The organism is Kangiella sp. M94 (assembly GCF_054926195.1).
In genome coordinates this window covers 715,776-737,171 of sequence record NZ_CM142903.1, presented here as the reverse complement: position 1 = coordinate 737,171, position 21,396 = coordinate 715,776, and the positions used below count along the sequence as shown (strand labels likewise).

Sequence of the window (21,396 nt, the reverse complement as noted above, 5' to 3'; positions counted from 1 at the left end):
CCCTGTTAGACCAAACGTCTATCATACCGTTAAAGCAACAATCCTAAAATTGTCGCTTACAAAAAAAAGCCCCAGCGATGGCTGAGGCTTTTTCTTCATCTGATTCGATTAAGCGTCGATAGAAACAAACTTGCGGTTGTTTTTACCTTTAACTTCGAATTTCACTTTGCCGTCAACCTTTGCGAACAAAGTGTGGTCGCGACCAAGACCAACACCGTTACCAGCGTGGAATTTAGTACCACGTTGACGAACAATGATGCTGCCTGCGCTTACTTCTTCACCGCCAAAGCGTTTTACACCAAGACGTTTACTTTCGGAATCGCGACCGTTACGAGTACTACCACCAGCTTTCTTGTGAGCCATCGTTTACTCTCCTTTTACCAATTCTTTAGCCTGCTCGATCCAGTTTTCACGTTCGATGCGGCCTTTAAAGTTTAATTCTTCGTCGAATTTAGCAACATCTTCTGCTGTCCATTCGGCGATTTGCTTAAATGTAGTGATACCAGCGTCGTTTAATTTACCAACGATAACTGGACCTACGCCTGAAAGTTGACTTAAATCGTCACCTTCAGCTTTAGCGGCTTTCTTAGCTGGAGCTTTCTTGGCCGCGGCTTTAGCAGGAGCTTTTTTAGCTGCTGGCTTAGCGCCATCTAGAGCGATACCGTTAATTTTAACTTCAGTGTACCACTGACGGTGGCCTTGACGCTTCATGTGGTGTTTACGACGCTTGAACTTAAGAATAGTTACTTTCTTAGCGCGACCGTGATCAACAACTTCTGCTGATACTACAGCACCTTCTACTAAAGGTGTTCCAAGTTGAATGTTATCACCATCTGCTACCATCAATACTTCGCTGAAGTCGATGTTAGCACCAGTTTCCGCTTCGATTTTCTCCAAGCGAACAACTTGGCCTTCTTTAACGCGGTGCTGTTTGCCACCACTTTTTATTACTGCGTACATATTTATTCTCCAGTTTTGACCCTCTCGTATATCTCAACGACAAGGTTAATATGCAATGCGATTACGAATTAAGGGCGCGAATTGTAAGCCAAAGCACGCATTGGATCAAGCGAAAAGCCGATGAAATCAGGCTTTTTTACTCTTTTTTCACCCATTCGAGGCTGGCATCCGGCTACAACTTGAAAAAACGTCGATAACACTTGACCGAAACGCGCTCCCTCACTAGGATTGCGGTGCATTTTATTGATTTTCCTACAGAATACAAACGCTTTTGACAATTATGATGACCTTAGATCAAATCAGAGACTTGGTTGCGGATGAGTTTGATGCTACCAACCAAATCATTATAGACAGACTGCAATCAGACGTGGTTCTAGTGAACCAGGTCGGTCATTATATTGTTGCGGCGGGTGGCAAGCGACTACGTCCTATGCTCCTTCTTTTAGCCGCTAAGTCATTAGATTATCAAGGTAAATTTCACCCAAATCTCGCCGCTGTGATTGAGCTTATCCATACCGCCACCTTGCTTCACGATGATGTAGTTGATGAGTCAGACTTACGTCGTGGTCGCCAAACTGCAAATGCCATGTTTGGTAATCAAGCCTCGGTACTGGTAGGAGACTATCTCTATAGCCGCTCCTTCCAAATGATGGTTGAGGTCGGTGAAATGCGGGTGATGGAAGTTCTCTCTGAAACCACTAACGAAGTGGCCGCTGGCGAAGTCCTGCAGCTGATGAACGTCAATGATCCTGATGTGGACGAAGCTTCTTATTATCAAGTGATTGAGCGCAAAACCGCAATTTTGTTTGCGGCTGCCACCCAATTGGCCGCTATCCTTGCTGGTGCCAGCAAAGATGTTGAAGAAGGATTGCGTGAATACGGCTTGCAACTCGGCAATGCTTTCCAGCTAGTGGATGATGCTTTGGACTATGCTGCTGACACCGAAGAGCTCGGTAAGAATGTCGGCGATGATTTGGCCGAAGGCAAGCCTACCTTACCTCTGATTTATGCGATGCAAAATGGTTCTGATAGCGATGCTCAAATGATACGTATAGCCATTGAGAAAGGTGGGCTTGATAATATGGATGCCATTCTTCGTATTATCGAAGAAACAGGCGCGATCGAATACACCTACCAATCAGCAGAAAAAGCGGTGGCGAAAGCAATTAGTGCTTTAAAGCCACTACCCGAGAGCCAGTATAAACAGGCGCTGATAGATATTGCCCAGCTGTCACTCAAGCGCAACTCCTAAGCACAACTTTCTAACACGACTCCTAAAAACGGAATCAATCAGCCCCTACCCCGATTTATACCTTGCCAGCAAGGGGGTAACAGGCAATGATTGAAGCCATCAATTTAAAAAGCCAATCATTGGCAAAAAAATTGACAATTGATAGCTTTTAGCTCTCGCAAGCGTTTTTAATTTCTGCGATAATAGCGCGCAATTTTAAGCATCCCGATCCGCTTAGCTTAACAGTTGCATTGCAAAGGTTTGAGAGCCTTTGTCCAAGAGGAGTACCCAATGTCTCGCAATCTTGATTTAAGCCAATATGGCATCCACTCAGTTTCAGAAATTGTCTATAACCCGTCTTACGAATTACTATTTGAAGAAGAAACCAAACCAGGCGCCGAAGGTTATGAGAAAGGCGTGGTCACTGACACTGGTGCAGTTGCGGTAGATACCGGTATTTTCACAGGTCGCTCACCGAAAGATAAGTACATCGTTATGGATGACACCTCTCGCGATACAGTGTGGTGGTCAAAAAATGGAGTGAATGATAATAAGCCTATTTCTCCAGAAGTCTGGTCAGACTTAAAGCAAGTGGTCACCAATCAACTCTCAGATAGTCGTCTATTTGTGGTTGATACTTTCTGCGGGGCCGATGAAGCAACTCGCCTGAAAGTACGCTTTATCACTCAGGTTGCATGGCAGGCACACTTCGTTAAGAACATGTTCATTCGTCCAAGCGACGAAGAACTGGAAGGTTTCGAACCTGACTTCGTGGTCATGAATGGTTCAAAAGCCACCAATCCTAAGTGGCAAGAACATGGCCTTAACTCGGAAAACTTTGTTGCTTTCAACCTGACTGAAAAAATCCAGTTAATCGGCGGCACCTGGTACGGCGGCGAAATGAAAAAAGGCATGTTCTCAATGATGAACTACCTATTACCGCTAAAAGGCATTGCTTCCATGCATTGCTCTGCCAACGTTGGCGAAAAAGGTGATGTAGCAATCTTCTTCGGTCTTTCCGGTACCGGTAAAACAACTCTCTCAACGGATCCAAAGCGTGCCTTGATTGGTGATGATGAGCACGGCTGGGATGACAATGGTGTTTTCAACTTCGAGGGTGGTTGTTATGCAAAGACCATCAATCTAACTGAAGAGAACGAACCTGATATTTACCGCGCCATTCGCCGTGATGCACTACTTGAAAACGTAGTGGTCGATGAAAACGGTAAAATTGATTTTGACGACGGCAGTAAAACTGAAAACACTCGCGTTTCTTATCCTATTTACCACATTGACAATATTGTTAAGCCAGTGTCTATGGCTGGCCACGCGCAAAAGGTAGTATTCCTGACCGCTGATGCATTTGGCGTACTTCCTCCGGTTGCCAAGCTTACCCCAGACCAAACTCAGTACTACTTCTTGTCTGGCTTCACAGCCAAGTTGGCTGGCACTGAGCGTGGAATTACAGAACCAACTCCAACCTTCTCCTCTTGCTTTGGCGAAGCCTTCCTATCGTTACATCCAACACAGTACGCTGAAGTATTAGAGAAGCGCGTTCAGGATGCAGGTGCTGAGGTGTATTTGGTTAATACTGGTTGGAACGGTACTGGTAAACGCATTTCAATCAAAGATACTCGCGGTATTATCGATGCGATTATGGATGGTTCTATTGAAGAATGTTCATTTGAGAACTTGCCTTATTTCAATCTAGCTATCCCGACTGAACTAAAAGGCGTCGATACCAACATCCTGAATCCACAAAATACTTACGAATCTGTTAGTGAGTGGGAAGCAAAAGCTAAAAATCTAGCAGCAATGTTCGTCAAAAACTTTGACCGATTTGCTGATAACGACAAAGCTAAAGCGCTAATTTCAGCAGGTCCATCGCTTTAATAGCAAGTTTAGAACTTAAAATAAAAGCCGCTTTAAGCGGCTTTTATTTTGTCTGTCTTCTTTTCAATGAGGCTGTAAATTTAGATCAGCTTGGGCTTATCAATATGATAGCCCTGACCATAATCGAAGCCCATTTCTATAATCTTATTTAAGACCTGCTCGGTCTCAACAAATTCAGCAATCGTTTTAATCCCTAGCTGTACGCTGATTTCACAAATACTTTTGACAATAGTTTGATCATAATCATTATCAATAATTTGTTTAATAAAGGAACCATCAACCTTAATAAAATCTACCGGTATGTTGCGCAAATAACCATATGAAGACATGCCGCTACCAAAGTCATCTAAAGCAAACTTACAACCAAACTGATTGAGACTATCTATAAAGTCTTTAACTAACTCATAATTATTAATCGCGGCAGTTTCTGTAATCTCGAATACAATATAACGCGCCAGCTCTTGGTTTTGTGAGATTTCATCAACCAGAGAATCTCTAAACTCCTCGCTGTTAAGGGAAACACCTGACAGATTAATACACCATAAATACTCACTAGCCTGTGAATTAGCTTCAAGGTATTCCAGTACTCGAGTAACAACCCAGCTATCCACCTGGGGCATCAAATTAAACCGCTCTGCTGCAGGGATGAACTCAATAGGTGGTATCATTCCACCCTCTTCATCAAGCATGACTATGAGGACTTCTTTTAAGTCATTTTCACCATGGAGATCTTTAATAGCTTGAACTCGCAGAGCAAATCGGTCTTCATCAAGAGCCTTGTTAATTCTGTTGACCCACAGTACTTGTTGGTGGAAATGAACACTCTCAGGGTCATTCTTATCGAAAATATGAACCCTGTTTCCACCTTTTTCTTTAGCTATCGTCCGTGCCGAGGCAAGCTCAGAAAGCACTTCACTTGCCCCTGTAGTATCAGAACTGATTATCGCTATTCCTGCGGTGGCGTTAACGTTAATATGCATTTCACTCCAGTCAAAGACTGTGTCATGAACTGTCGATAATATTTTTTGAACTACTTGGTAAGCTGCTTCTAAATTCAAGCGATCAAAAATAATTAAAAACTCATCCGCGCTTAATCTATAGGCACAGTCCTGTGTGCCTATATTATTCTGTATGATTTTTGCAAACTGTTTAAGCACAAAGTTACCAGCCTCATGTCCAAATGAGTCATTAACTAAGTTAAATTTGTCAATGTCTAACAAGCAGGCAACGTGCTTTCGTCCATCATCATTTTCGATTAGTTCATTCAAGAATTTATCCAAAGCAAATCGGTTCTCAAGATCAGTCAAGAAGTCATGATTAGCTTGGTAAACTAACTGGTTACGACTAGACTCCAGTTCAGTGATATTCTTACTCAACTCCCCTTTACTTTCTTGTAAAACCTGATTATTGCGATAAAGAATAAAAACCAGATACATAAAATAAAACAGGAAAACTGCCAGAAGCATTACCAATAAGATTAAGGAGTATCTTGCATTTGACAGTGGTAGATAAAACTCTTCAACATTGCCTGTTACCGTCATGCTCCACTGGCGACCACCAAAACTAACAGTTCTATCGAATGTAAAAGAATTTTGCTTATTAAATTGCTTTATCCCCCTTGAGTAATGCTCCAGTAACAAAGTCTTGCCATCAGTAACGTCATTAATCGTTAACGATAAGCCGAAACGAGCAAGCTCGTCTGACCTTTCTTCAATCAAATCTTCTATAACAAAAACGCCTTGTGCCAAGCCTTTTATATTTATGACCTTGCCTTCTTTACCATAACGATAGACCGGAGAATAAACCAAAGCCGCAGACTTACCAGGATGTTGATGCAACTCCATACGAGAGCTTACTGCTGCTGTATTATTGTTGATGGCGCGCTCAACAGCTTCTTGACGAGCCTCTATACGATAGGGATCATAACCAATTACTTCTTTATTTTCTTCATAAGGGTATGCGTATAGGATGGGGTAATAGACTTCACGATTAAGTTGTAATGGGATCAGAAAACCATCTTCCGCTTTCTCTGTTACAGTATAGTCAGGGTATTCCTCGCGAGCTATTTTAAGAAACCCATCCAGCTCACCGTGCTTAACAATTTGCACATATTCAAATGCTTGAATTCCGCCATACTTCACCAAGTTGCTCTTAGCAAATTGCTCAAACTCAAATCGAGTTACCTTCTCAGAAAGTGAGAAAAATGTTGCCAACTGATCAACATCATCAATAAAGCGTTCAATATCGCTGGTGACCTTGGAAATATAACGAGCAGAAACATCATTAAATCGCTCTTCTGCATATTGATGCTCAGTAGTTTCAAGCCAACGCCCCGCCAGAACTAGAAAAAGAAAACCCAATAACACTATGATTGCAATAGCAATCAGGTTCTTAACCAAAAAAGGTAATGGTTTTGCTCTCTTTGTCATTAACAATCTGCTCCTGGAGAGTTTACTCGTAGACTATGGCAAGCTTCTGTTTTTTAGAGTCAAGTGCAAGTCTGCTTATACTGCTAATCCCTAAAGCATCTAGATCTGCTATTATTTTTTTCTCTGTGCTACTTATATACCACAATTGACTGCCCTTACCAACAGCGACCCCCTCTGAGTCCAGCCAAACGTAATCCTGCACACCCTCAAGTAGAACAATGTCTGTGGCTTGAATGTCGCCATGTTGGTTAATCAAAAAAATATGATGCTGGCCATCTATTACCTGAGTAAAGCTCACTGTATTCTCTTCGACTCGTTGCAAACAACGTCCGATGTTTTCAGCCAGAGGCTCTGCTTTTCCTTCAGCTTTAATATCAAATAATTGCAGGGTCATCACCTCGCCCAATACAAAGGTAGCTGCCAACTCTGAGTTAAGCCATGCATGATAACCTACAGGTTCAATAGCCGGGTTAAGAACTTGTTGAGCTGCATCGTCAAGGTTCACCAGTCGCAGATGTTGCTGTCCCCCAGGATTAACACCAATAACACTTAATGTTTGATCATCATAAACAGTCGGAGAATATTCACTAACATCATTACTATGAGTAATATTGGTTAGTTTTTTGTCTGCAAAATCGTAAGCAAAGATATCCGTTTGCTCATCCACCATTCGCGTAAAATACAGCAGCCCACCGTCACTAGAAAAGTGAGGTTGATTATCGTAACCTACATGATTAAAAGCATTGAGTGCATTACCAGCATCCACTTTCATTGAGCTACCAAGAAAGCTGACAGGAATGACAACAATATCAGTGGAAGGAATAGAAGGAGTTTCTTCTTCTGCTCGTAAATCTGACATACAGACCAAATGTGCTGACAATACAATTGCCAGCCAAGAATATAGTTTCAATTATGACTCCGGTGGTTGTACGAATGCTAAAGGCTGTGCTGCATAACAAACTATCTTGTCCCCTGCCTGCTTATCTCCAACAGCTTTTTTTAGCGCCAGCCTTTGCTCTTTAAAAGTAAAAGCTGAGTCGGCCTGAATGGCATAATGCCGGACATTTTCAGACACCAACACTTCGCCAGGTTCCGCCATGGATTCCAAACGTGCAGCAAAATTAATCGCATCGCCTTCAATATCTAATTGCTCGGTAATTTCGTTATGGGTAATTTTGACTTCGCCAATATCCAAGCCAATGCGTAACGCAAAACCTGCTCCAGCTAAAACTTTTTGGATCATCGCGGCACAGCTTAAAGCACTCTCAACATTCTGGAAAGTTGCTCGTAAAGAATCACCTTCCATATTTGGATAGCTTGCTTGCCACTTTTTCAGAACAGGCTTTAATAAACCACGAAATAATGAAAGTTTTTCTGTACGGTCTTCTTCTGTCCAATGTGAAAAACCCTTTAGGTCAGTAAACAGTACTGCTAAACGACGAGTCTTTGCGTCGCTGTCAATTTCAGAAAGCTCAAGTAACTTGGGCCAGTATTTATCTTTAATAGCTTGTAGCGACTCACGAATTTCAAATTGCAGTTTGCGCTCGGATTGAAGACTGATTTGAATGGATTGTAGTTTCTCAGCTTCTTGTCTGAGGCTGGCTTCTAGCATCGTTGGATTCAAGCCACCGGTATCTTCCACCACAATAATAGCTCGTGTATCACCGGGTTCATTACGAATATCACGAATCCTTAATTTACATCCCCAGTAGCTCGCTTCTAAATGCTCAATCAAAAAAGGCAATGTTGCTAAATCTTGGTAAGACAACATCCGTTGATAGCGCAAGGTAAAAGTAATTTTATCGGCAAATAATTTTTCGAATTGGTTTTTTGCATAATGTGTATAGTCACGGCCGCGCTGATCCCAACTGGCATGACTGCACTCGATGTTACGAATCGACCATCCATTGGTTTGCACTTGCCACAATTTCGTAGCACTTAAAACACCATTATCAAGATTAGCTTTAGTTAAATTAGCACTTCGCAAATCTGCGCCTTTAAAATTGACGCCATTCAAATTAAAACCTGATAAGTCGAGCCCTGATAAATTAGCGTTGCTGAGATTAGCACCTTTTAAAGTGACGCCTTCAATACGGCAACTGGATAAATCAACATCTGATAAGTTAGCCTTATTTAGATTGGTATCTCGCAAGTTAACCTTATCCATTTTCGCGCCAATAAGCTTAGCGCCTTGCATATCTAGTCCTTCAAGATTCTGATTACGTAAATCTGCTCCACTTAAATTAGCTTCACGTAAATCCTGCCCGCGTAAATCATGATCGCGTAAATCAACACTGGATAAATCGGTGCGGAAACAAATTGCGGTTAATAAATTAGCATGAAGTAAGTTGGCGTGATTTAAGTTGGCTTGTTTTAAATTTGCAGCAATCAGTTTTGCTCCAGATAGATTGCAGTAACATAAATTCGCGTCGGTAAGATTGCTGGCAATTAGAGCCGAGCCCTGTAAATCTGAATAGGCCAGATTAGCACCAACAAAACTCATTTCTGAAAGATCGCAGCCAGACAAGTCGAGGCCTCGAAGATCTTGCCCGTCAAAATTGGCGTGAGTTTTAGGATTCTCTTTACGCCATTGATTCCAGACTTTCTCCCCTTGCATTAATATTTTTAATAATTCTGTATTGTCCTCTGATGTCAGAGACATGGGTTTTCCTCTTCAGCCAAGCCGTAGCAATCTATTTATACCATAGAAACTTTATATAAAACAGCACGTAACAGCAGTTTTACTTGAGCTAAATCTAACTGTAAGTACAATGGATTCCTTTACCGATTTGAGAATTATCATGACTCATCCATTTGAAGAGTTTCGCCACAAACGCGAACTGGGTAATGCCAAGGCATTAGAAACAGATAGTTTACTGATTAAACGATTCTTTGGGCTGGATAAAACTGCTTACGGAGAAGGCGCTCTTGACTCCAAAACCAAAGAGCTTCTTGGCCTGGTAGCCTCCATGGTTTTACGTTGTAACGATTGTATTGACTACCATTTAGAACAATGTGTTAAGCAGGGTTGGGATAAACAGGAATTGGATGAAGCGATGGGCGTTGCTATGTTGGTGGGCGGCTCAATCGTTATCCCTCATTTACGACACGCTAAGCTTAGCCTCGATTTCTTATTTGCAGAGCAATCTAAAGATAACTAGTCAATCCACCAGCTCTTATAAGCCAAGCACTTCTTTTACGAAAGGAATAGTCAATTTTCTTTTGGCCTGTAGAGATGCCTGATCTAACTTATCTAAAATCGCCAGCAATGTCGGCATATCGCGTTGCTGGCGAGCTAATAAATAGTGGCCAACTTCTGCACTAAGCTCAAGTCCTTTTTCCTCAGCCTTTTTTTGTAGGAGAGTCAGCTTTTCCTCATCATTTAAAGGCTTGATATTATAGATAAACATCGCTGACAGGCGTGACTTAAGGTCTTTAAGTTGAATGTTCAGTTGTGACGGAGCATTCACCCCTGTAATAAGCAGGCTTTTACCCTGTTCCTTCAATTGATTATAGAGGTTGAAAATTGCTATTTGCCACTCCTGATTAGCAATCACTTCTTCAATACCATCCAGCGATACACAATCAAAGGCAGCCAGGCCATCCAGCATTTGTGGCAAAACCATGCCATTTTCCAGTGGTATATAAGCAATTAGCTTGTCTGGATTTTGCTCGGAATAAGCATGAGTTAAGGCCTGTAATAAGTGACTTCGACCATGCCCTTTTTCGGAGTAAATATAGATAAATTCACTATCGCCTTGGCAAATCATCTGTAATTTTTGAAGCAATAGCTGGTTTTCGCCAATGACAAAATTAGCAAAGGTTGCATCGGAATGGAGCTCAATATCGAGTGGTAGCTGCTGCATGAGTTTTAATTTAAAGGTTATTCTTATTGGTGGCTAGAGTCAGTATGATTGACTTCTGAGTCATCATCTACTGTATCCTTGTTGTTTTCTGCTAATGCTCTATTTTTATTTTTGACAGTTTTGTAATTAACCACACCTAGCCAGATATAATGAAGTCCACTGATAACGCAGGTAACAATTACCGTGATTTCAAGAACTTGTAATACAATATCTGGAACTGAATACCAGTCAGCGACTGTCAGTAAAACCAATAGCACCAATAAAATGAGTAAGGCAGTATTCCATTTCGAGATCAAGGAGGGACGCATCTCATACGGCCCAACAAAATAATGATAACTGGTTGCCCCACCAACAATAATAATGTCTCTCGCCGTTGATACCCAGAAGAGTGTCCAGGAAATATGGCCTTTGACCACTAACAATAGCAAAGCCACCAGCAACAGTAACTTGTCAGCCAGAGGATCGGTAATTGAGCCGAAGCGACTTTGCCAACGAAAGCGCTTGGCCAGTAAGCCATCCAACCCATCAGATAAACCGGCAACCAAAAATATTACCAGTGCGAGCGCATATTGTTCTACCATCACATAATAAGCAAACGGAATAATAAGAATTATCCGTATCATAGTTATGACATTTGGCAGTATGCTTAAGCTCATGATTTTATAGTGTTTTCCCTGGTAAACTAATCCCGCCAACGAAAGCGATAGCGCCCTCCTAATCCTTGATCGTTAGGAATGCGATGCAGATTATTCCCTATATTGATAGCATCAATCAAGCTTTGCGGCGAAGTTAACACTTTAACTTCGAATAATACAGCATCCTGTTTAACCTGTAGTACGCTTACAGACTCAGTCATACCGAGTTTCGCCAAATAGTTTCGGGCACCTGCATAAGCCTCCAGATCATGTATATTTTCGATATAAATCTCGACCGCTAATACCTGATCTGAAAGTACAACGGCTAAGCGCCCAGCGAGTTTATTTGCTATTTGATCAACCAAATCAGCGACTACCTGCTGTTTGCTTGTGCCTGAGCTGGAAATATTGTCAACAGTTCCGCCCAGATCCAATGACCAGCGTCCAAACCACTGATCACCACTTTGTGACAATTGCCCAACCACAACATAATCCGCTTTGTATCGCTCCGACGCTCTATTGACCGGGCCCAGAAACCGTCCCCAAATATCACCAACGGCAACAGTAGCCTTATCTTCCAAATCCATCATCGGCAAAACTATCGGTAAACCACGACGATCTGCTGCTCGATGTAAAGCAATCGTTACCTGATCATTAGCATTGGTGGCAACTCGGCGATTACCATTCTCTTCAACTGCAATCCAATAAGCACCTGAAGGTCTATTCTCCGACCAAACTGGCAAAGATGCATCCTTCAATATTTTTTGTACCGCCAGGCTATCAAATGTTGCTACTAACAATAGTGGCCTTTCGTAAATCATCTGCTCGGCAGCACTTAAACGCTTATACGAATATTGGCGCATATAATTCTGTGCATTCGGTAAAGCTTCGCGTACCTGCGAGTTTTCTATAACAGAACGGCTTCCACTGACCCGAATCAATACCTCCGCAAAAGCATTTTGCATAGCCTTTTGACGCACTTCTGTGGATTGATTTTCTACCGGCCAGCTAGCGGAATATAGATTAGCGACTCGTTCAGCCTGAACAGGCACAGCAAACATACCCAGTACTAACAATAGGAAGAAAGAGCAATGTGTTAAAAGATGTTTCATGAATCTAAGTTCCTGTTTTAATTATCTTTTACTCGCTGATATTGCAACAGCCAATAATCTTTGCACAAGCAATAAGCAGTTACCAATAATTCGGGCATTTTAGCAGTTTTTAACAATCACGCCAGGCAATTAGCCCACATCCATCTAATGGCTCTCTAACTAACTGCACATTACAAAGGGGAAGTCACTTTTTTGCGATGGAATGCTCACTTACAGTTACCTATAATAAGCGAACCTTGCCCATCTGCTAGAAATAATAAAGGCACTTTTTAATGGCTAAAGACACTGCAACCCCACCTTCTCTTCCTCATCTGCAAAACGTATTGGATCTTACTGAAGTTATCGTACCAGAGCACACCGTTGACAGCGCTATTAATACGCTCGCGGAGCAAATCAACGCACAGGACTATTCAAGCCCCTTGCAACTCTTTTGCATCATGAATGGTGGCCTTTACTTTGCCGGCCAACTGCTACGCCTGTTAACAATACCGGTTTCCGTCAGCTACCTGCATGCCACTCGCTATGGTGACAAAGTGCAGGGGCAAGAGTTGCAGTGGCTGGTTAAGCCACAGGCAGAAGATATTCATAATCACCATGTAATGCTTTTAGACGATATTTTTGATGAAGGCATTACGCTCGAAGCGATAGTTAACGAGTGTCTGGCATTTAAGCCCAAAAGCCTGCAATGCGCCGTACTGGTAGACAAAGAACACCAGCGCAAACCTGAATCAGGTTTTAAGCCAGATTTTGTTGGCTTAACTGTGCCGGATCGATACATCTTTGGCTGTGGCATGGATTACAAAGGCTTATGGCGCAATTTGTCGGCAATTTATGCGATATAACGTTCATCTCCGCATAAAAGGCGTATACTGAGGAATAATTCACATTTACGTCTTTGTATTAACCTCAAAGCAAAGATACGCTAATAAGTCACTGTTAATTCAGTTAGTATTCATTCTAATGAACTATGATGAATTCAAGTTTTTGGGGAACCCGAGGAGAAACAATATGAAAATATCGACCCCTTTTATGAAAACCCTTACTGCAGCAGTTGTTGCTGGCGTGATGGGTGTTGGTTGTACAACGCTTAATCCATACACTGGTGAAGAACAAACCAGTAAAACGGTAAAATATGGAGCCATCGGAGCTATCACCTGCGGCCTGATTGGCGCAACCCGTGACAGTAAAAGTGCTCGTAATGCTGCTCTAGGTTGTGGTGCGATTGGTGCTGGTATCGGTGCCTACATGGACAGCCAGGAGAAAGAATTGCGTGAGGAACTAGCAGGTACTGGTGTTGGTGTTCAGCGAGAAGGTGATCAAATTCACTTGATCATGCCTGGCGACATTACTTTCCAGACTGACCGTTATGCGATTGATAGTGGTTTCTATCCAGTGCTAGATTCAGTTTCTAAAGTGCTCTACAAGTTTAAGGACACTAATCTGGAAGTAGCTGGCTTTACTGACTCTGTGGGTAGCGACTCATACAATCAGGAGCTATCGGAAAAACGTGCTAACAGCGTAGCTTCTTACCTTCGTCAACGCGAGATCCCAAGCAACCGTTTGCGTGTGGTTGGCTATGGCGAACGCTACCCGGTAGCACCCAATGAAACGGAAGCCGGTCGCTCTAAAAACCGTCGTGTAGAACTAACCATTACTCCAGATCCACAGAACTAAGTGGTTCTGACTTATTAAAAAGCGGCTTCGGCCGCTTTTTCTTTGCCTGTAAGCAATTTAGTTGATGCTTTTTTAGGGTCACTCCTTTCTATCAATAGCCGCATCTAGTAAAATTAGCGCAATTTTTGAAAGGGTCAGTTGACCCGAGCCCACTTTTATCTAGGAATTCAAATGAGCGACAAAAAATCCCTGAGCTACAAAGACGCAGGTGTGGACATTGATGCAGGTAACGCCTTAGTAGATCGAATCAAAGACGTCTGTAAGAAAACTTACCGTCCTGAAGTGATGGGGAATATCGGTGGCTTTGGCGCACTTTTCGATTTGCCTTCTGGTTATGAAGAGCCGGCGCTTGTTGCGGGTACTGATGGCGTAGGTACAAAACTGCGTCTTGCCTTGAATCTGAAAAAGCACGATACCGTTGGGATTGATTTAGTTGCCATGTGCGTCAACGATCTGGTTGTTCAAGGCGCTGAACCTCTATTCTTCCTGGACTATTACGCTACCGGCAAACTGGACGTCGACATAGCAGCTGACGTTGTCACTGGTATTGCCAAAGGTTGTGAAATCTCAGGTTGTTCATTGATTGGTGGCGAAACGGCTGAAATGCCTGGTATGTATGAAGGCGATGATTACGATTTGGCTGGTTTCTGCGTTGGTATCGTTGATAAGAAAAAGATTATTGACGGCAGCAAAGTGAAGTCAGGCGATGTACTGCTAGGACTTGCTTCAAGCGGCCCACACTCAAACGGTTACTCATTGATCCGTAAAATCCTTGAAGTCAGCGGTGCTGATGTTAATGCTGAGTTTGAGGATGGCAAAACCTTGGGCGAAACCCTGTTAGAACCGACCCGAATCTACGTTAAGCCACTACTTCGCCTGTTCAAAGAAGTGGAAGTTAAGGCTATTTCACACATCACTGGCGGCGGTCTCCAGGAAAACTTGCCACGTGTTATGCCTAAGACGTCCAAAGCCATGATTAACACTAGCGCCTGGCAACTGCCTAAAATATTCCAATGGCTCCAAACTGAAGGCAATGTCGACCGTCATGAAATGCACCGCACTTTCAACTGTGGGATCGGCATGGTTCTTGTCGTAAGCAAAGAGAATGCTGAAAGAGCCTCTGATTTATTACAAACCCTGGGTGAAACGGTCTATAACATTGGCTATATCGCTGCACGCGATGGCGATGAAGAACAAGTAGTTCTTTAAAGCTGCTCCAGTATGCCCAATATCGTTGTTCTCATCTCCGGCAACGGAAGCAACCTACAAGCCATCATTGATAGCGTCCAAAATGGCGCTATCAATGGTCGCGTATCGGCAGTAATTAGCAACAAGCCCAATGTATATGGGCTTGAACGCGCTGTAAAGGCAGGTATTCCGGCAGTAGCTGTCGACCATACCCAATTTGCCAGCCGCTCTGACTTTGAACAGGCTCTAATTCAAACCATCGACCAATACCAGCCAGACTTGGTTGTTTTGGCGGGTTTTATGCGTATCCTTAGTTCAGAGTTTGTTCAGCATTACTTAGGCACAATGCTTAACATCCATCCGTCTTTATTACCTAAATACCCTGGGCTCGACACACACAAGCGAGTACTGGAGAATGGTGATAAAGAACACGGAACCAGTGTACACTTTGTAACGGCCGAGCTGGATGGTGGCCCAATCATTGCACAACGGAGTATTCATGTTACAGCAGATGACACAGAGCAAACACTACAACAAAAAATTCAGCAACAAGAACACAAGCTATACCCCGAAGTGGTTAGCTGGTTCTGTAGCGGTCGACTGCAATTCAAGGATGGTCAAGCCTGGCTCGACCAGCAGGCAATCACAAGCCAGTAAAACAGTTGCGACTCTTTTCTCAAGCGCCCTGCTACTTTTATTGATTAACCTCTTCTCAGCGACTGTTATGGCTGAAGAGCCAACTCCAGCTGACCACGAAAGCACCACTCTCAAAGCTGTTAAACCTTACACTATAAAATACAAAGTCATGCACGATGGTGACAAACTGGGAACAGCAACCCGCAAACTCGAGCAACTTAGCAATGGCCAATGGCAAGCTTCGATGGAGTCAGATATCAGTTACTATTTGCTTTCCGACGAACGCCGCGAAACCAGCCGTTTCGAAGTGGTGAATGAAATCATTCGTCCGCTGCATTACCAAAGCCTCGCTGACACCAGCTTCCGTTCAGACAGAATCCTGATTCAAAACTTTGACTGGGATGGCATGCGTGAACAAGGATCATATGAAGACAAAAAGTGGAATATGCAACTCAAAGAAGGATTACTCGATCCGCTCACCGAGGTGCTAGCAGTCAGAGAAAATCTGATGGCACAAAAACCATTGCAACCAATTGATATTAGTTATCGCGGGGAAATTCGCCATCATGAATTTAAAGTAATGGGTGAAGAGGTCCTGAAAACCAAACAGGGAGAAGTTCGCACCGCAAAGTTACAGTTAGTGGAAAAAAATGGAACGCGCATAACCAATTTCTGGTTTGCCATAGACCATGAAATGTTGCTGGTACAGATACAACGAATTAAAGATGGTGAAGAAGAAGCAAAGCTAGTGGCAACAAGCTGGACACTTTAAGGAAGAGTTATGACGACAAAAAGAACAGTTATTTCAAGTTTATTATTGGCTTGGGCATCTCTGTCCGCGGTCGCTGGAAATCACTCTAAAGATAACGCTTTAAGTATTGATAAAGCCATTACTCAAGACATTCACTTTCAATTTCCCAATGATAATAACATCTACCCTGACACCAGTGATTTCGAGGTAGTTAATTACGTGACCATGAGTAATGAGCAGGGAGCAAGAAGAGTAACCGTCACCTTAACCAACAACTCCAGTGGCAACCGAATCTTTGTCAGCAAACAAGTTATGGCCTTGTTTGCGAATGGTGATCGATTAAGCCCTGTCGAAAAGAAAATTACTTTCAAAGGCAAAGAAACTCAAACCATCACTCTAAACTTTGGAACCCACCATTACCCGATATTAAGCGTCTATACTCGTCAGTAGGTTAAAATCCATCCAATAAAAAAGCCAAAGACACTAAACCTTTGGCTTTTTAGTATTTGGACTCGGTACTAAGTTTTCGGAAGAGTCACTCCACGTTGCCCCTGATATTTACCACCACGGTCTTTGTATGAGGTTTCACACACTTCGTCTGATTCGTAGAACAACATCTGAGCCACACCTTCATTGGCATAAATCTTTGCAGGAAGTGGCGTTGTGTTGGAAAACTCGAGGGTTACATGCCCTTCCCACTCAGGCTCAAGCGGCGTCACGTTAACGATAATACCGCAGCGCGCGTAAGTAGATTTACCCAAACAAATCGTTAAAACATTTCGTGGAATACGGAAATACTCAATCGTACGTGCTAATGCGAAGGAGTTTGGTGGAATAATACATACATCACTTTTCACATCAACAAAGCTGTTTTGATCGAAGGCTTTTGGATCAACAATTGCAGAGTTGATATTAGTGAAAATCTTAAACTCGTCCGAGCAACGCACGTCATAGCCATAGCTTGAAGTACCATAAGACACAATACGGTTATCCCCATTGTATCGAACCTGGCCAGGCTCAAAAGGTTCAATCATTCCATCACTCTCCGCCATTCTGCGGATCCACTTATCAGCTTTAATTGTCATAGTCGTTTCTCTTTAATATCTAATTATTGTTTAAGATTACTTTATCAATATTAAGTGTTATCTATTGTAATCGTCGGAAAGTCCGCTCTAAACTCTTTCTCTTGTAACGACAATTTAGCAGCAATGCGTTGCGCTATGTCAAGATACAAGTGACTTTCTGCACTCGATGGGTCTGCAACCACCGTTGGTTCGCCACTATCAGCCTGCTCACGAATGGATAAAGCTAATGGCAAGCTGCCCAAAAGCTCAACGCCAATCTCCTGCGCCAGCTTGTCGCCACCGCCAGCACCAAAAATATGCTCCTGATGACCACAATTTGAACAGGTATGCATGGCCATATTTTCCACCACACCCAGCACTGGCACGGATACCTTGTTAAACATGGTCACCGCTTTGCGCGCATCAGCCAACGCAATATCTTGCGGCGTCGTAACCACGACCGCGGCTGTGACTGGAATCTTCTGCGCCATAGTCAGCTGGATATCGCCCGTTCCTGGCGGTAAATCAATAATCAAGTAATCGAGACCACGCCATTGGGTGTCGTTAATTAACTGCTGAAGCGCCCCGCTGGCCATTGGCCCACGCCATACCATGGCCTGCTCCGGCTTGACCAGGTAGCCAATCGACATAGACTGCAAGCCATGATTTTCAACCGGCAGAATGGTCTTCTTGTCCGTGCTTTCAGGGTGCTTGCCCTGTAATCCAAGCATAATCGGAATGCTTGGCCCGTAAATATCTGCGTCTAAAATGCCGACATTAGCGCCTAAATGACTTAAAGCCAAGGCCAAGTTCACCGAAGTGGTCGACTTGCCCACACCACCTTTACCGGAAGCGACGGCAATAATATTCTTGATATCAGGCATAGCTTGTACTTTAGCTGGGTGAGCATGGGCTTCTACCCGCCAGGAAACCTTGGCTTGCACCTCAATCTCTGGAAACTGAGCTTTAAGGTATTCGGTTACCTCGCGCTCCAGTTCTTGCTGATAATCACCCATTGGAAAGCCAAATTTGATGGTCAAAGTCACCTTATCACCATCAATATCGGTCTTTTTAAGTGCTTTAGCGCTGATTAAATCGGTATTTAATTGACTGAGCTTCAGTTGGCTCAGAGCATCGTGGATCTGCTGTTCAGTGAGCATTCTGCTTATCTGTCCGGCTTATTTAAAAAAGTGGCTCAAAGTCTAAGTCTTTTAGGGCTGAAAACCAAGCCAGATCATGATATTTGAGCGAATTAGTTAATGAAAATTTGACCCAAAACAAGTAGTATTCACGGCTAAGTAAAAATCTCAAAACCAATTTCAGGACTCTATTTCAATATGAGCTCACAACGCAAAATTCTTGTTACCAGCGCCCTTCCCTATGCCAATGGCGATATCCACATTGGCCACCTGCTGGAATATGTGCAAACTGATATCTGGGTTCGCTTCCAGAAGTCCCGCGGGCACCAGTGTATTTATGTCTGCGCCGACGACACTCATGGCACCCCTGTAATGCTACGCGCACAAAAAGAAGGCAAAACACCCGAAGACTTCATCAAAGAAAGTCATCAGGCGCATGCCCAGGATTTTGCTGACTGTCTGATTGGTTTTGATAATTTTCACAGCACCCACAGCCCCGAATCCAAAGAACTGACTCAAGGCATTTACTTAAAACTGAAAGAAAATGGCCATATCAGTTCAAAAACCATTAATCAGTTGTTTGACCCTGAAAAAGAAATGTTCCTGCCGGATCGCTTCGTAAAAGGCACTTGCCCAAAGTGTGGTTCCGAAGATCAATACGGCGATAACTGCGACTCCTGTGGCGCAACCTATAGCCCGACGGAACTGAAGAATCCAAAGTCAGCAGTATCTGGCGCGACTCCAGTATTGAAAGAATCAGAACACTTTTTCTTTGACTTGAAGGGCTTCGAAGGATTCCTGCGTGAATGGTTAGGCGCCGATGGACACGTCCAATCCGAAGTTCAAAACAAAATGAACGAATGGCTGGATGATTTACGCCAATGGGATATTTCTCGTGATGCGCCTTATTTCGGTTGGGAAATCCCGGGCGAGAAAGGCAAATACTTCTATGTCTGGCTGGATGCGCCAATCGGCTATATGGCCAGCTTTAAAAACTTATGCGATAAGCGCGATGATCTGAACTTTGATGACTTCTGGGGCAAAAACAGCGACGCAGAGGTTTATCACTTCATCGGTAAAGACATTATTTACTTCCACACCCTGTTCTGGCCATCTGTATTAGAAGGTGCGGGATACCGCACACCAAGCGCAGTCTGGGCCCATGGTTTTGTGACCGTTAATGGTCAGAAGATGTCAAAATCCAAAGGCACCTTCATCAAGGCGCGCACTTACCTCAACCACTTCCGTCCTGAGTTCCTGCGCTATTACTATGCGGCAAAACTATCCAGCCGCATTGATGACTTCGATTTAAACCTTGAAGACTTTGTGCAACGCGTTAACTCAGACCTGGTCGGTAAACTGGTCAATATCGCCAGCCGCTGTGCAGGTTTCATTACCAAGCAGTTCGATGGCAAATTAAGCGACAGCATCATTGAGCCTGAGCTGATCAAACAGTTCACCGATGCCTCGGAAGAATTAGCCCAGCATTATGAAAACCGCGACTTTGGCCGTGCCGTAAAGCAAATTATGACACTGGCCGACAAAGCCAATGCATACATCGCAAACGAAGAGCCGTGGAATCTGGTCAAAAATGATGAAACCAAAGAACGCGCCCATCAGGTGTGTAGTTTGGGTATCAACATGTTCAAGATCCTGACCGCTTACCTTGCGCCAGTGCTGCCCGAATTAGCAGGCAAAGTGCAAGACTTCCTGAAGCTGGAGAACCTGGACTGGGCGAGCTCTCAGGATGTTTTAACCAATTATGAAATCAACAAATTCAAACCAATGATGCAACGCATTGATATGAAGCAGGTCGAAGCTATGATTGAAGACTCAAAAGAAGACTTAGAAGCTGAAGCAAAGCCTGAAGCACAACTGGATGATCCGATTAAAGACGAAATCCAGTTTGGTGACTTTGACAAGATTGATTTGCGCATCGCAAAAATTGCCAAAGCCGAACATGTTGAAGGCGCTGATAAATTACTGAAGTTACAATTGGACTTAGGTAACGGTGTCACCAAGCAAGTCTTTGCTGGCATCAAGGCCGCTTACGACCCTGCTGATTTAGAAGGCAAGCTGACCGTAATGGTTGCTAACCTTGCGCCCCGCAAGATGAAATTTGGTTTATCTGAAGGTATGGTATTAGCAGCTGGCCCCGGCGGTAAAGATCTCTGGATCATGAATCCAGATGAAGGTGCTCAGCCAGGCATGCGAGTAAAGTAGTGCGTTTAGAGTAGCAAGAGAACAATAACAGGACTTACCATGACAGTAGCAGCAACAGAAACATTGCAAACTGGGGAAACCCAAGAAGTGGTCACCACCTTTGCCAGCTATGGTTCAACCTGGGCCATTTATATCGGACTGGTTTTGCTAATGATTGCAATCATCTGGTACGCCATTCGTAAATGGCACTTCGCCATTAAGTGGTTTATGGCCTCCGTTATTTTAGCCGGCGCACTTACTCCCGGGCATCCAGTAGATTATGCCGAAACTTACTCACCGTTAGTGTTAAATTCCGTGGTGCTACTGTTTGATGGTGACAGCGCGGGCTTTATGGCAGGCATCAAAACCATTATCTGGGTATTCGTAACTATTTTTGTAGTAGGACTTGGCGCATGGTTTGGTTTTAAATTTTGGCGAAAGAAGCAAGGTCAAAACAACGACAAAGCGACGCCGAATAAATCAAAAGCAAAATCCAAAACCAAAAATATGGCAACACCTATTGAGCCATCGCTTGGTGACGAAACCACCAAGAACGAAGAAAGCTCTGGAAGCTCATCCCAGCAAGATAAACCATAAAGTTTTACCATAAAAAAGG

At 43.4% G+C, this 21,396-nt stretch carries 21 protein-coding genes; 11 read left to right on the top strand and 10 right to left on the bottom strand.

Annotation, left to right across the window (positions count from 1 at the left end; all coding sequences use genetic code 11):
- Positions 1 to 108: 108 nt before the first annotated feature.
- Both rpmA and rplU read right to left on the bottom strand, forming a co-directional pair.
- Entirely contained in the window at positions 109 to 363 is a 255-nt protein-coding gene (rpmA, locus tag ACYTXU_RS03465) for a 50S ribosomal protein L27 (protein WP_331889592.1), read from the bottom strand.
- A 3-nt stretch (positions 364 to 366) separates the two neighbouring features.
- The gene (gene rplU / locus ACYTXU_RS03460) at positions 367 to 960 is read right to left on the bottom strand and encodes a 50S ribosomal protein L21 (protein WP_462208387.1); all 594 of its coding nucleotides are present in this window, start codon (positions 958 to 960) and stop codon (positions 367 to 369) included.
- Positions 961 to 1,240: 280 nt separating this feature from the next.
- On the opposite strand from rplU, the gene ispB reads away from it, so the two are divergent.
- Positions 1,241 to 2,212, top strand: a complete 972-nt coding sequence (ispB, locus tag ACYTXU_RS03455) for an octaprenyl diphosphate synthase (RefSeq protein WP_462208385.1) — start codon at positions 1,241 to 1,243, stop codon at positions 2,210 to 2,212.
- Positions 2,213 to 2,482: 270 nt separating this feature from the next.
- Positions 2,483 to 4,084, top strand: a complete 1,602-nt coding sequence (pckA, locus tag ACYTXU_RS03450; RefSeq protein ID WP_462208383.1) for a phosphoenolpyruvate carboxykinase (ATP) — start codon at positions 2,483 to 2,485, stop codon at positions 4,082 to 4,084.
- 80 nt (positions 4,085 to 4,164) lie between these two features.
- Here pckA and ACYTXU_RS03445 read toward each other — a convergent pair whose 3' ends face one another.
- The 3 genes from ACYTXU_RS03445 to ACYTXU_RS03435 are packed head-to-tail and all read right to left on the bottom strand — an operon-like array spanning position 4,165 to position 9,175.
- Positions 4,165 to 6,513 (bottom strand): bifunctional diguanylate cyclase/phosphodiesterase, encoded by a 2,349-nt coding sequence (locus tag ACYTXU_RS03445; RefSeq protein ID WP_462208381.1) that lies wholly within the window; start codon positions 6,511 to 6,513, stop codon positions 4,165 to 4,167.
- A gap of 22 nt (positions 6,514 to 6,535) precedes the next feature.
- Positions 6,536 to 7,423: a TolB family protein gene (locus tag ACYTXU_RS03440; protein ID WP_462208380.1), complete on the bottom strand. Its 888-nt coding sequence runs from the start codon at positions 7,421 to 7,423 to the stop codon at positions 6,536 to 6,538.
- Positions 7,424 to 9,175: a pentapeptide repeat-containing protein gene (locus tag ACYTXU_RS03435; RefSeq protein ID WP_462208378.1), complete on the bottom strand. Its 1,752-nt coding sequence runs from the start codon at positions 9,173 to 9,175 to the stop codon at positions 7,424 to 7,426.
- Between the two features lie 139 nt (positions 9,176 to 9,314).
- Between ACYTXU_RS03435 and ACYTXU_RS03430 the strand changes: the two genes are divergently transcribed.
- Positions 9,315 to 9,674: a carboxymuconolactone decarboxylase family protein gene (locus ACYTXU_RS03430; RefSeq protein ID WP_462208376.1), complete on the top strand. Its 360-nt coding sequence runs from the start codon at positions 9,315 to 9,317 to the stop codon at positions 9,672 to 9,674.
- A gap of 15 nt (positions 9,675 to 9,689) precedes the next feature.
- On the opposite strand, the gene hda is transcribed toward ACYTXU_RS03430, so the two are convergent.
- Genes hda through ACYTXU_RS03415 form a run of 3 tightly spaced genes read right to left on the bottom strand, consistent with a single transcriptional unit; the run spans position 9,690 to position 12,126 of the window.
- Positions 9,690 to 10,379, bottom strand: coding sequence for a DnaA regulatory inactivator Hda (hda, locus tag ACYTXU_RS03425; protein WP_462208375.1), 690 nt, complete (start codon positions 10,377 to 10,379; stop codon positions 9,690 to 9,692).
- A gap of 23 nt (positions 10,380 to 10,402) precedes the next feature.
- Complete coding sequence (locus ACYTXU_RS03420; protein ID WP_462208373.1) at positions 10,403 to 11,002, bottom strand: CDP-alcohol phosphatidyltransferase family protein; 600 nt, start codon at positions 11,000 to 11,002, stop codon at positions 10,403 to 10,405.
- Between the two features lie 59 nt (positions 11,003 to 11,061).
- Positions 11,062 to 12,126, bottom strand: a complete 1,065-nt coding sequence (locus ACYTXU_RS03415) for a DUF2066 domain-containing protein (protein WP_462208372.1) — start codon at positions 12,124 to 12,126, stop codon at positions 11,062 to 11,064.
- 272 nt (positions 12,127 to 12,398) lie between these two features.
- On the opposite strand from ACYTXU_RS03415, the gene ACYTXU_RS03410 reads away from it, so the two are divergent.
- The 6 genes from ACYTXU_RS03410 (at position 12,399) to ACYTXU_RS03385 (ending at position 16,825) form a co-directional block, all read left to right on the top strand.
- Positions 12,399 to 12,968: a hypoxanthine-guanine phosphoribosyltransferase gene (locus ACYTXU_RS03410; protein ID WP_462208370.1), complete on the top strand. Its 570-nt coding sequence runs from the start codon at positions 12,399 to 12,401 to the stop codon at positions 12,966 to 12,968.
- A 166-nt stretch (positions 12,969 to 13,134) separates the two neighbouring features.
- Entirely contained in the window at positions 13,135 to 13,800 is a 666-nt protein-coding gene (locus ACYTXU_RS03405) for an OmpA family protein (protein WP_462208369.1), read from the top strand.
- A gap of 171 nt (positions 13,801 to 13,971) precedes the next feature.
- Positions 13,972 to 15,009: a phosphoribosylformylglycinamidine cyclo-ligase gene (gene purM / locus ACYTXU_RS03400; RefSeq protein WP_462208367.1), complete on the top strand. Its 1,038-nt coding sequence runs from the start codon at positions 13,972 to 13,974 to the stop codon at positions 15,007 to 15,009.
- 12 nt (positions 15,010 to 15,021) lie between these two features.
- The gene (purN, locus tag ACYTXU_RS03395) at positions 15,022 to 15,645 is read left to right on the top strand and encodes a phosphoribosylglycinamide formyltransferase (protein ID WP_462208366.1); all 624 of its coding nucleotides are present in this window, start codon (positions 15,022 to 15,024) and stop codon (positions 15,643 to 15,645) included.
- A gap of 67 nt (positions 15,646 to 15,712) precedes the next feature.
- Positions 15,713 to 16,396 carry a DUF3108 domain-containing protein gene (locus ACYTXU_RS03390; RefSeq protein WP_462208364.1) on the top strand — a complete coding sequence of 228 codons (684 nt, stop codon included), beginning with the start codon at positions 15,713 to 15,715 and terminating at the stop codon, positions 16,394 to 16,396.
- Positions 16,397 to 16,405: 9 nt separating this feature from the next.
- Positions 16,406 to 16,825 (top strand): hypothetical protein, encoded by a 420-nt coding sequence (locus ACYTXU_RS03385; RefSeq protein ID WP_462208363.1) that lies wholly within the window; start codon positions 16,406 to 16,408, stop codon positions 16,823 to 16,825.
- Positions 16,826 to 16,893: 68 nt separating this feature from the next.
- On the opposite strand, the gene dcd is transcribed toward ACYTXU_RS03385, so the two are convergent.
- Positions 16,894 to 17,460 (bottom strand): dCTP deaminase, encoded by a 567-nt coding sequence (gene dcd / locus ACYTXU_RS03380; RefSeq protein WP_015780708.1) that lies wholly within the window; start codon positions 17,458 to 17,460, stop codon positions 16,894 to 16,896.
- Positions 17,461 to 17,510: 50 nt separating this feature from the next.
- Positions 17,511 to 18,599, bottom strand: a complete 1,089-nt coding sequence (gene apbC / locus ACYTXU_RS03375; RefSeq protein WP_462208362.1) for an iron-sulfur cluster carrier protein ApbC — start codon at positions 18,597 to 18,599, stop codon at positions 17,511 to 17,513.
- 177 nt (positions 18,600 to 18,776) lie between these two features.
- Between apbC and metG the strand changes: the two genes are divergently transcribed.
- Together metG and ACYTXU_RS03365 are read left to right on the top strand one after the other, a co-directional pair.
- Entirely contained in the window at positions 18,777 to 20,801 is a 2,025-nt protein-coding gene (gene metG / locus ACYTXU_RS03370; RefSeq protein ID WP_462208360.1) for a methionine--tRNA ligase, read from the top strand.
- A 39-nt stretch (positions 20,802 to 20,840) separates the two neighbouring features.
- Entirely contained in the window at positions 20,841 to 21,377 is a 537-nt protein-coding gene (locus ACYTXU_RS03365) for a hypothetical protein (protein WP_462208358.1), read from the top strand.
- Positions 21,378 to 21,396: the final 19 nt, after the last annotated feature.

Excerpts from the sequence above, each read along its gene's own strand:
- purM (WP_462208367.1), top strand. The coding sequence starts at position 13,972 with ATGAGCGACAAAAAATCCCTGAGCTACAAAGACGCAGGTGTGGACATT.
- dcd (WP_015780708.1), bottom strand. The coding sequence starts at position 17,460 with ATGACAATTAAAGCTGATAAGTGGATCCGCAGAATGGCGGAGAGTGAT.
- ACYTXU_RS03405 (WP_462208369.1), top strand. The coding sequence starts at position 13,135 with ATGAAAATATCGACCCCTTTTATGAAAACCCTTACTGCAGCAGTTGTT.
- ACYTXU_RS03430 (WP_462208376.1), top strand. The coding sequence starts at position 9,315 with ATGACTCATCCATTTGAAGAGTTTCGCCACAAACGCGAACTGGGTAAT.
- ACYTXU_RS03445 (WP_462208381.1), bottom strand. The coding sequence starts at position 6,513 with ATGACAAAGAGAGCAAAACCATTACCTTTTTTGGTTAAGAACCTGATT.
- pckA (WP_462208383.1), top strand. The coding sequence starts at position 2,483 with ATGTCTCGCAATCTTGATTTAAGCCAATATGGCATCCACTCAGTTTCA.
- rpmA (WP_331889592.1), bottom strand. The coding sequence starts at position 363 with ATGGCTCACAAGAAAGCTGGTGGTAGTACTCGTAACGGTCGCGATTCC.
- hda (WP_462208375.1), bottom strand. The coding sequence starts at position 10,379 with ATGCAGCAGCTACCACTCGATATTGAGCTCCATTCCGATGCAACCTTT.
- ACYTXU_RS03390 (WP_462208364.1), top strand. The coding sequence starts at position 15,713 with ATGGCTGAAGAGCCAACTCCAGCTGACCACGAAAGCACCACTCTCAAA.
- ACYTXU_RS03410 (WP_462208370.1), top strand. The coding sequence starts at position 12,399 with ATGGCTAAAGACACTGCAACCCCACCTTCTCTTCCTCATCTGCAAAAC.
- ACYTXU_RS03385 (WP_462208363.1), top strand. The coding sequence starts at position 16,406 with ATGACGACAAAAAGAACAGTTATTTCAAGTTTATTATTGGCTTGGGCA.
- metG (WP_462208360.1), top strand. The coding sequence starts at position 18,777 with ATGAGCTCACAACGCAAAATTCTTGTTACCAGCGCCCTTCCCTATGCC.
- ACYTXU_RS03365 (WP_462208358.1), top strand. The coding sequence starts at position 20,841 with ATGACAGTAGCAGCAACAGAAACATTGCAAACTGGGGAAACCCAAGAA.
- ACYTXU_RS03415 (WP_462208372.1), bottom strand. The coding sequence starts at position 12,126 with ATGAAACATCTTTTAACACATTGCTCTTTCTTCCTATTGTTAGTACTG.
- purN (WP_462208366.1), top strand. The coding sequence starts at position 15,022 with ATGCCCAATATCGTTGTTCTCATCTCCGGCAACGGAAGCAACCTACAA.
- ispB (WP_462208385.1), top strand. The coding sequence starts at position 1,241 with ATGATGACCTTAGATCAAATCAGAGACTTGGTTGCGGATGAGTTTGAT.
- ACYTXU_RS03435 (WP_462208378.1), bottom strand. The coding sequence starts at position 9,175 with ATGTCTCTGACATCAGAGGACAATACAGAATTATTAAAAATATTAATG.
- rplU (WP_462208387.1), bottom strand. The coding sequence starts at position 960 with ATGTACGCAGTAATAAAAAGTGGTGGCAAACAGCACCGCGTTAAAGAA.
- ACYTXU_RS03420 (WP_462208373.1), bottom strand. The coding sequence starts at position 11,002 with ATGATACGGATAATTCTTATTATTCCGTTTGCTTATTATGTGATGGTA.
- apbC (WP_462208362.1), bottom strand. The coding sequence starts at position 18,599 with ATGCTCACTGAACAGCAGATCCACGATGCTCTGAGCCAACTGAAGCTC.